Origin of the sequence: Allobosea sp. TAB14 (assembly GCF_052113865.1) — a bacterium.
GTDB lineage: Bacteria > Pseudomonadota > Alphaproteobacteria > Rhizobiales > Beijerinckiaceae > Allobosea > Allobosea spartocytisi.
In genome coordinates this window covers 1-7,135 of sequence record NZ_JBFRDQ010000204.1, presented here as the reverse complement: position 1 = coordinate 7,135, position 7,135 = coordinate 1, and the positions used below count along the sequence as shown (strand labels likewise).

The following is a 7,135-nucleotide window of genomic DNA, read 5'->3' as shown; positions in this document are numbered from 1 at the left end:
CAGCAGTTGCGTGCGACGYTCCTGGTCGGCGCCCGCCTTCCGGATCGTGTCGACGATCTCGCGGASGAGATCGAGAACCGGCATCGCCTCCCGCGGAATGCCCAAGGCGCGCGCGAGAATYGCGACCTCATCGCGAAATGCGGCCTGGTCCTTCTCCATCTTGTCGATGCGATCRATYAGACCCGCGCGCTTCTCCAGAGTCGGCGCGAGGTCGGCCACCGCGGCTAAGGTTTCGCGCACGACGCCAAGCGCCGGCACGGCACCGGCTTCCGCGAGCCAGCAATTGCGGCAGGTCTCGGACCAGGCCTCGGCCCAATCCCGCTGCTGCGCCTCAGCCTGTTCGGCGCTGCGCTCGCGCCTCGCCACATCGCGACGCCGATCCTCAAGTTCGGCGTAGAGCCGACACCGTTGCGCCTCGCTCTCAAGACCGGTCTGGGCTTCCGCAAGTAGGACGCCGACATCCGCCTCCGCYGCATAGACGATTCCGGCCCGCTCCAGCGCGGCGCGAAGCTGAGACAAAGCCTCGCCAGCATCCGCTTGCGCCGCATGCAGATCTCGCTCGGCCATCCGCACGATGTTCCGCGCCTCCAGAACCCGGCTGCGACAGGACAGCCAATCCTCGAGTTCCRGCAGCGACGGCGCCGGAAGCCAAGACGGCACCATGGTSAGAACGGCCTGTGCGACCTCGGCGTCRACGCCCGCGAGAGCAGCCGCAGCGCCTTCCCCGAGCTCCGTCGCACGGGCGAGATCGGCCTGCGCCACGGCCAGGGCCTGCCCACTCTGATGCAGTCTCGCTAGGTCGGACATGTGCGAGATCCGTCCGGCACCGACGAGGTCGTCATGGCGCAGGGCTTCCTCGAAGACATCCGCCGAGGCCGCATCGAGATCGCGCCGATGCGCGGCCCASGCCAGTTCGCGYCGCGCGCGAATCTCGGCGGCCTCGCGATCGGTCACAATGCCGGTCGTCRCCGCCAAMCCCGCCCGCTCCGCCTCGACATGGCGCATCTGGGTGGTGAGACGCTCGATCTCTCCTTGGTGCTGGCTCAGCAAGGCTTCATTCTCGCGCCGAGACGCCTTCCAGCGCTGCAGCATGTCCGGTCTCGGAACCGTCATGCCGACGAGCTGCTCCAGCGTGCCATGCCAGGGCCGCAGTGCCAGGAGACGTTCGTCGAGAACCTCCTGGGCCGCTGCGTGCGACCGTTCGGCGACGCGGAGGCGGACCTGATGATCCGATGACCGCAGCACCTCGACCGTCGCGGCCAATGTCGCAACTGCGCGCTCACGCTCCTGGGGCAACGACGCCGCCTGATCCGTCTTCGGCAGCTTTCTTGCGGTTTCGGCGAGGCGACGACGGGCTTCGGCGCATTCTTCGCTGGCATTACGCAGCGCCGCATCGATGCCCGACCGCGCTTCGATCAGTTCGCGCAAGCGACCGGTTGTCGTGACGGTCAGGACGAGGCGCTGCGGCTCGGCCTCCCCGTCCCGGTCAATCCGCTGCAGGATTCCGGAGACCTGCAGATCCAGCTGGCGCAATTGCAACCTGCGCTCGGGAATATCCTTTTCCGCTGTGATGTAACGCGCCCGCAGCTCGGTGAGCCGCTCCARCTCGTCCGCTTGACGRAGAGCGGCGTCATCGACGACGATTGCCTCGATCTCGCTGCGTAACCGCGCGATCTCATCGCGATTGGTTTGGTTCTGGACGGCGAGCTCGATTTCTTCCTTCTGCAGCGCCGGCAACGCGGCGGCCCAGCCGRGCGGCGCTTCGGGCAAATCGGCAAACGGGCCCAGACGCTCGCGATCGGYGCGCAACGCGACGAGCCGGGGCAGCGCCGCAATATGRCGCTGAATCTCATCCATCCGAGCCTGGATGCGGGCACGCTCTCCGACCGCTTCGTCATATTGGTGTGCCGCGCTGTCGCGTGCCGCGACGAGCCGCGCATAATCCGATGCCAGCGTATCGATCTGCTCGCGTTCAGCCTTCAGCGCGACGAGCTGCGCCTTGAGTTCCGCCAGYATCCCGCTCCGGGCCCGGAACTTATAGAAACCATCCGCTTCCGTACGGAGGTCGAGCAAGTTCTGGCTGAGATCGGCGAGGCCTGCGCTGGCGGAGAACAGCAACTGGCCGAGATCGCCCTTGCTCGCCAGGATGCTCTCGCCGCCCTTTTCCAARGTCTCGTCATCGAGCGAGAACATCGTGCGGTAGGCGTCGCGGTCGATCCCGCCGATCTCGGCGCGGATGGCGGCTTCTGGAATAGGGCGGTCGCCGGCGTCGAGCAAACTGTTCTGCTGTCGCTTGATGCGCGCAAAATCACGCGTCTCGCCACCAAGCTCCAGCGCCGCACCGATCCGCATCGTGGGATAGGGGTGCAGGAAGCCGAAGGAGCTCTGCGTGCCGATGCCGAACAATAAGTCGAGGAAGGCAGCGAAGGTCGTCGACTTGCCGGCCTCGTTCGGCCCGTAGATCACATGCAGATCCGGCTGGCCTTCACACCGCTCGCCGAAATCGATGCTGCAATCGGTGAATTTGCCGTAGCGCGTTAGGTCGAGGCGKCGRAGGCGCATTCAGGTGCCCTCGCCCGCAGCCTGCAGCCGCGCGACGACCGTCTCGGCCCCGTCGCGCGCGAGCCGTTCGATATGCGTCCTGAAGGTCTCCTCGTCTGAGCCCAGGATGTCACGGCATTCCTGCGGCAKTTGGGCCCGGATCTCCTCCGCTATGCCGGCCAGCGTAGCGTTGAAGGCATCGGAACCAAGGATCTGACCCTCGATCAAACGGTGCAGCTCGCTCAGCGGGTCCCCGGTCGGCCCTTCCCGCCTGTCCGGCAACTGGCTGGTGATTTCCAGCTTTTCCACCCAGCATGAGCCAAGGGCCGCAGCCCGATCATCAGCTTCTGTCTTCAGAAGATCCGTGTCCCGGCGGATGCGCCAGGCGAGCGGCGTCGCACCGACGACGTGCAGGCGCGCCACCAGATGGTCCGAACCGACGGCGCTCCGCGCCGTCTCGAGCGCRCGCCCGAGYCGCGAGACCAGTTCCCGCCAATCCTCCATCCCGGTCACATCGACCGTGACCCGCTCGAACTGCGCGACGCTGGTCAYGCGCTCCTCGATGTCGATCGAGCGGTCGTCGCCGACCGTGACCAGCGAGACGGATTTCGGCCCGGCCTCGTTGATGTCACGCCCCTGCGGCATGCCCGGCATCGCGATCGTACAGGTATCATCGTTGACGATCGCGCGCTTGTGGACGTGGCCCAGCGCCCAGTAGCGAAACCCCGTCGCCCGAAGATCGGCCAGGCTGCATGGCGCATAGAGGTCGTGGCCCGGGGTGCCGGCCAGGCTGGTGTGCAGCATGCCGATATTGACCGCACCCTCCACCGGCGGCCGGTACTTGCCGAGCAGGCTCTCCGGAGCGTGGGGCTGCGCGAAGCTCAGCCCATGGATCACGATCGGGACCCGCCCGGCCGGGCCCGGAAGCTCCAGCGCCTCGGCGCGGCCGCCGAAGACCTTGACCGAGTCCGGAAGCACCAGCTCCTTCGTGATCCGCGACATCGCGTCATGATTGCCGCGGGTGACGAAGGTGCGGATGCCGGCCTGATCGAGCCGCCGCAGCTGCTCGGCTAGAAAGCGCGCCGTCTTCATCGAGCTCTGATCGCCGTCATAGAGATCGCCGGCGATCAGCAATCCGTCGACCTGTTCCGCCAGGCACAGATCGATGATGCGCACGAAGGCCTGCCGGGTCGCGTTGCCGATCAGCTCCGCCAGATCGGGATGGCGCATGGCGAGCGAGCGAAGTGGCGAGTCGAGATGGATATCGGCAGCATGGATAAAACGAAAAGTCACTGGATCTCCATGTTGCAGCGCTCTAGCCAACACTCATTATCTCGGCCGATGCGTGCTCTTCAATGCAGGCAGCCGTASGTCTCCATCGGAATGGCCTTAACCAAGAGGCGSTAGAACCCAACGCCTCTGCCGCGCCGGAAGTGACGGTTTCTCGCCGTCTGCTTCACCTCCACAGCCTACGACGAACATACACTTGCACGCCTCCKTACCACCTTATGCAAACKAGCGTCGATTAAGGCGCTGGGGGAGCWCGGTGGCGTACGCAAAGGGCATGCACCTCTCCGCTTGGCTCAGCCACGCCCACCGTGCTCTCGACCAGACTGTCGAGGATGCCTACTGCTGGGACGAAGAATTCCTTCACGGAGAGCTGACTGACGACGAGATATTGACCTGCCTATTCGCTCCGCGAGGACAGCGCAGTCAATGCGTCCCGATCGGCGAAGGGGAATGGTCATTTCGTTGCGCGGAAAAGCGGCCACCACCTAGTTCACTCAGAGGCGGCGCTTCATCAAAGAGGGCGCGCTAAGGTCTGCTATACGTTGCCTCCAAGCGGCGAGCCACGTCGAGGAGGTAGGCATCTTCATGCCAACGACCAACCAGCTGAAGGCCGATCGGGAGACCGATATTCGACGTCCCGCAAGGTAGTGACACCGCCGGATGCCCGGTGAGGTTGAACGGGAAGGTGTAGGGGTACCATGCACCACGGATCGTGCCGGCGGCCCGCCCGCCGATCTCGATCGGGCCGAGTGGATCGAGATCGACGGGCAAGGCCGGCGCCGACAGGGCTGGCGAGGCGATGATGTCGTGGTGCGCGAGGATCTCCTGCACCTTGGTGAAGCAATCGGTCCGCGTGAACTGGGCCTGACAGAGATCGGCGGCACTGTAACCGCGGCCGGCATCGATCGTTGCAAGCAGGGTCGGGTCGAGCTTCTCAGGGGCCCTTTCGGCATGGCCACCGAGTCGAGCCAGCAGCAGCGAGCGCAGGAAGACAAGGAAATGCGGCTCCAGCGAGACGAGATCAAGCTCGATCGGCTCGACCACCCAGCCGAGCGCCTCCGCCTGCCTCATCGCGGCGACGACGGCCGACTCGACATCGGGATCGAGGATGTTGCCGCAGCGCAGGAGGAAGCCAACCTGCGGCTTCTCGCTTTCGCCGAGCCGGCGTTCCGGGAAGGCCGGTATCTGTCCATAGGGATCGCGACGGTCGGGACCGAGAAGCGTCTCGAACATCAGGGCGGTATCGGCGACATCGCGCGCCATCGGCCCGACGAAGGAATTGGCCCCGAATAGGTCCGGGGCCTGCAGATTCGGGATCGCGCCCAGCGTCGCCTTCAAGCCGACGACGCCGCAGCAGGCGGCGGGGATGCGGATGGAACCGCCGCCATCRGTGCCGAGCGCGAGCTGCCCCATGCCGGCCGCGACCGCGACCGCCGCGCCGCCCGATGAACCGCCGCAGGTATGGGCATGACTATGCGGATTGAGCGTGCGGCCGAAGAACGGGCCTTCGGTGAACGGCTTGTGGCCGAATTCCGGCGTCGTCGTCTTGCCGATCAGGATCGCACCCGCAGCCCGCGCACGCGCGACCCCAACCGCATCGGCCTTCGGGATGTTATCGGCAAAGAGCGYCGAGCCCTGCGTGGTCGCGACGCCTTCAGTGTTGGTGAGGTCCTTGACCGAAAACGGAATGCCATGGAGCGCTCCCAGACTCTCACCGCGCATCACCTTGGCCTCGGCATCCTTCGCCTCGGCGCGGGCACGCTCGGCGCAGACCGCCATGAAGGCGTTGAGCTCTGCCTTCTGCTCGATGCGGGCGAGGGCAGCCTCGACGGCCTCGACCGGCGAGACGGTTTTCGCGCGAATCGCGGCGGCGAGGTCGACGGCGGAGAGATCGGCGATATCGGTCATGGCTGTCCTCAGATCATCCAGCGGCCGCCATCGATCAGCAGCGTCTGGCCGGTCAGGTAACGGGCGTCCTCGCTGGCGAGGAAGGCGACGCAACCGGCGACATCCTCCGGCTCGGCGATGAAGCCGGCCGGCGTCGTCGCCTTGATCCTCTCGATGACGGCAGGTGTCAGCCGGTCATGGGCGCGGGTCCGGATGGCTCCGGGCGCGACCGCATTGACGGTGACGCGATGCGGCGCCAGCTCGCGCGCCAGCGAGCGGGTAAAGCCGATGATGCCCATCTTGGCGGCGGCATAATCGGCGAGGCCGGCATCGCCGACGAGCGCGGCGTCGCTCGACATGTTGACGATCCGGCCGCCGCGCTGGCGCATCGCGGGTACGACGAGATGGCTCATCCGCATGGCCGTGAACAGCGAGACTTCCAGCACGAAGCGCCAGACCTCTTCCTGCGACTCGTGGAACTGCGCCGCGCGCTCGCGGCCGCTCTGGCCGACATTGTTGAAGAGGATATCGATCGGGCCGAAGGCCGCGATGGTGCGGCCATGGAAATCGGCGAGTACGGCGGCGTCGGTGCAGTCCCCGGCCATGGTCAGCAGGCGGTCGACCGGCTGGCCGGCGAAGCTTTCCGCGAAACCGTCGGCCTCGCGGTCGATCACGGCGACCCGTGCGCCCTCGTCGAGAAAGCGACGCGCCGTCGCAGCGCCGATGCCATGGGCCGCGCCGGTGATGGCGACGGTCTTAGCCRTGAAGCGTCCGCTGGTCATCGCCGGCTCCCCAAACGCGCTAATGGAAGGTCCGGCCGCCATCGACGGCGATGGCGGTGCCGGTGACATAGGAGGATTCCGCGCTGGTCAGCCACAGGATTGCGGCGGCGATTTCCTCGGGCGCGGCGACGCGCTGGAGCGCATAGCGGGCGCGCACGGCTTGATAGGCGGCTATGGGGTCGGGAGCGGTGTCGATACTCGTGCGGAACAATTCCGTCTCGACCGCGCCGGGGCAGACCGTGTTGACGCGGATGCCGAACTCGGCGGCCTCCATCGCGAGCGCCTTGGCGGCCATCTGCAGGCCGGCCTTGGAGGCGCAATAGGCGGAGCGGTGCTTTAGCGGCGAGAGGCCGGCGCCGGACGAGACATTGACGATGGTGCCGCCGCCCGCCGCCTTGAGATGCGGATAGGATGCCTGCGCCACCAGCATCGGGCCGGTCAGGTTGACGGCGATGATGCGGTTCCAGTCGGCCAATGCCATGCTCTCGATATCGGCGATGAGATCGATGCCGGCCGAGCTTACGACACCGTCGAGCCCCCCGAGCGCGGTGGCGGCATTGGATATGGCGGTCTCGACGGAAGCCGGATCGGAGACATCGGCCCTGAAGGGGACGAACGCATTCCCTCCGAAACGC

General features: G+C 66.4%; 5 protein-coding genes. All 5 read right to left on the bottom strand.

The genetic code is table 11. From position 1 onward, the window contains the following. The coding region (locus tag AB4Y99_RS23500; protein WP_441525021.1) for an AAA family ATPase at nucleotides 1–2,562 on the bottom strand (2,562 nt) is incomplete at its 3' end. Next, nucleotides 2,563–3,834 carry a metallophosphoesterase family protein gene (locus tag AB4Y99_RS23495; protein WP_441525020.1) on the bottom strand — a complete coding sequence of 424 codons (1,272 nt, stop codon included), beginning with the start codon at nucleotides 3,832–3,834 and terminating at the stop codon, nucleotides 2,563–2,565. Nucleotides 3,835–4,356: 522 nt separating this feature from the next. Beyond that, nucleotides 4,357–5,739: an amidase gene (locus AB4Y99_RS23490; protein WP_441525019.1), complete on the bottom strand. Its 1,383-nt coding sequence runs from the start codon at nucleotides 5,737–5,739 to the stop codon at nucleotides 4,357–4,359. A gap of 8 nt (nucleotides 5,740–5,747) precedes the next feature. Beyond that, complete coding sequence (locus AB4Y99_RS23485) at nucleotides 5,748–6,500, bottom strand: SDR family NAD(P)-dependent oxidoreductase (protein ID WP_441525018.1); 753 nt, start codon at nucleotides 6,498–6,500, stop codon at nucleotides 5,748–5,750. Nucleotides 6,501–6,519: 19 nt separating this feature from the next. Continuing rightward, nucleotides 6,520–7,135, bottom strand: a 616-nt coding sequence (locus tag AB4Y99_RS23480) for an SDR family NAD(P)-dependent oxidoreductase (RefSeq protein WP_441525017.1), incomplete at its 5' end; no start/stop codon positions are given.